We start from the raw sequence: 2,236 nt of genomic DNA on the forward strand, positions 1-2,236 counted from the left end.
TGACGGACATTGTAGACAGGACTCGTCGTCCCAGCGTCGCTCGACAATCAGCATTGGTGGTTGTGGGTCCCTGCTTTCGCAGGGACGACACCGAGCTTGTGGCTCAGCCACTGAGTCATGCCTCCGCATTCTCGCGACATGAGACATCAACGGTCGCACAACTAGTCGCTCATTGTTTTAGACATGTGACGCGCGCCGAGATGCCGGCGGTGCGATGCGCGCGTGACTCAGGAATGGCGGCGATTTTCGCCCGACGACATGCCGAGCGAGGCGGCGGACGTCATGCGACGGCACAACCAGCCGGGGCTTGCGAGCCGGCATGCGCGCAGGACATCCGCCTGAGCGACTGCCCATCCGTCGACCGCGCCCCGGATCTGTGGCGCGCAACGGCCCTCGCCTTCGCGCGGCGCGCTGGCAAGCGCCGCCGCGCGAGAGAGACAACAGCGTCAGATCGATCTGCGCCGTTTTGGATCGCTCGGTCTGCTAGCCGCCGGGCGGCGTGTAGGCGGTCTTGAGCTTGGTCGCGTGCTGACGCACCACCTTGATCTCATCCTGGGTAAAGAGCCGGACCAGCCGCACATTCTGCATGGCGCCGGCCGCCACGACCACGCCGCTGATCGCAGGCGCGAAGCTCGGATCCGGCACGTCGAAGATCACCATCACGCCGGGGCCATCGGTCGCCGTGCTGTACATCGAAATCAGCTTTCCGCCGGCGGCCTCAATCAACTTCTTCGCGGCCTCGTATCGATTGGTCGTCGGGTTTTCCATGATGTTGTTCAGGGAACGCGGGGTGTATTCACCAGAGAAGCAGAAATGCATGGCAATCGCTCCGTTTGGTTGGAATGAAAAAACATTCACCCAGGCGCGCGGCCCGGGCAGAGCATTTCGTACTGAAAAATGAGAAGAAATGGCCTGCCGATGGCCAGTCGCGCTGCCGCTCATTCTCCGGATTTCGGCGCAACCGGTGGCAGCTCGCCGCGCAATCTACATCAGACCCGCGGCAAATAAAATCGCGTTTCTGCTCTGCGACGAAATCTCTCCTTGGTCGATGCGGCACCGAGGGGCAGCGCGCTTGACCTGACCGACGAACGGATCCGATCCATCCGAGCTGGCCAAGCGACGCATGGGCGCCTGCCAGGCGGTTACGGGACGACGCCTTGCAAACAAGGGCGATCTGCCTCAGTGTCCGGCGCCCGCTATCAAGAACAAGCGAAAGAAAACTCATGAAGCATCGCGCGCTCGGCCGCTCCGGCCTCACTGTTCCTCCCCTGTGCTTCGGCTGCAATGTATTCGGCTGGACCGTGGACGAGACGTCGTCGTTTCGCCTGCTCGACACCGTGCTCGATCAGGGGCTGACATTCCTGGATACGGCGGATGTCTATTCGCGCTGGGTGCCGGGCCACAGCGGCGGCGAATCCGAAACGATCATCGGCAAATGGATGAAGGCGCGCGGCAACCGCAACCGCATCATCCTCGCCACCAAGGTCGGCATGGACATGGGCGGCGGCAATGTCGGGCTGAAGCCGGACTACATCGCGCGCGCCGTCGAGGACTCGCTGCGGCGGCTGCAGACCGATTTCATCGACCTCTACCAGTCCCACAAGGACGATGAGACGACACCGCAGGAAGAGACGCTCGCGGCCTATGACAAACTGATCAAGGCCGGCAAGGTCAGGGCGATCGGCGCCTCGAACTTCTCGGCGGAGCGACTCCAGAGCGCGCTCGACATTGCCAAGGCGAACGGCCTGCCGCGCTACGAGAGCATGCAGCCCGAATACAGCCTCGCGGAGCGCTCAAGCTACGAAGGCGCGCTGCAACGCGTCTGCGAGGCGAACGACGTCGGCGTGATCACGTTCTTCTCGCTCGCCGCCGGATTTTTGACCGGCAAATATCGCTCGGAGAGCGACTTCGCCAAGAGCCCGCGCGGTGCACGCAGCATTCCAAAATACATGAACCCGCGCGGCATGCGCATCCTGGCCGGCCTCGACGAGGTCGCCGCGGAAACCCGCGCCGAGCCGGCCGCGGTCGCGCTCGCCTGGCTGATGGCAAAACCCGCCGTCACCGCGCCGATTGCCAGCGCCACCAGGCCCGAGCAGGTCGCAACGCTGGTCGAGGCAACCAAACTTGAGCTGAGTAAAAACCAGGTCGAACGGCTGGACGCCGCGAGCGCGTAGCGCGGCTCCACTTCACCTCGCCCCGCGTGCGAGGAGAGGCATAGGCCGCCTTCGGCGGCCGT

The 2,236-nt window shown here is 63.8% G+C and carries 2 protein-coding genes; one reads left to right on the forward strand and one right to left on the reverse strand.

Annotated elements, in window-relative coordinates; all coding sequences use genetic code 11:
• Positions 1-483: 483 nt before the first annotated feature.
• Positions 484-942 (reverse strand): GYD domain-containing protein, encoded by a 459-nt coding sequence (locus tag AKL29_RS35645; protein WP_244482605.1) that lies wholly within the window; start codon positions 940-942, stop codon positions 484-486.
• Between the two features lie 281 nt (positions 943-1,223).
• On the opposite strand from AKL29_RS35645, the gene AKL29_RS35650 reads away from it, so the two are divergent.
• Complete coding sequence (locus tag AKL29_RS35650) at positions 1,224-2,174, forward strand: aldo/keto reductase (RefSeq protein ID WP_050387382.1); 951 nt, start codon at positions 1,224-1,226, stop codon at positions 2,172-2,174.
• The last annotated feature ends 62 nt before the right edge of the window (positions 2,175-2,236 follow it).

It is taken from the genome of Bradyrhizobium pachyrhizi, from assembly GCF_001189245.1.
Classification (GTDB): domain Bacteria; phylum Pseudomonadota; class Alphaproteobacteria; order Rhizobiales; family Xanthobacteraceae; genus Bradyrhizobium; species Bradyrhizobium pachyrhizi.

Coding starts and splice junctions, on each gene's coding strand:
- AKL29_RS35650 (WP_050387382.1), top strand. CDS start 1,224: ATGAAGCATCGCGCGCTCGGCCGCTCCGGCCTCACTGTTCCTCCCCTG.
- AKL29_RS35645 (WP_244482605.1), bottom strand. CDS start 942: ATGAGCGGCAGCGCGACTGGCCATCGGCAGGCCATTTCTTCTCATTTT.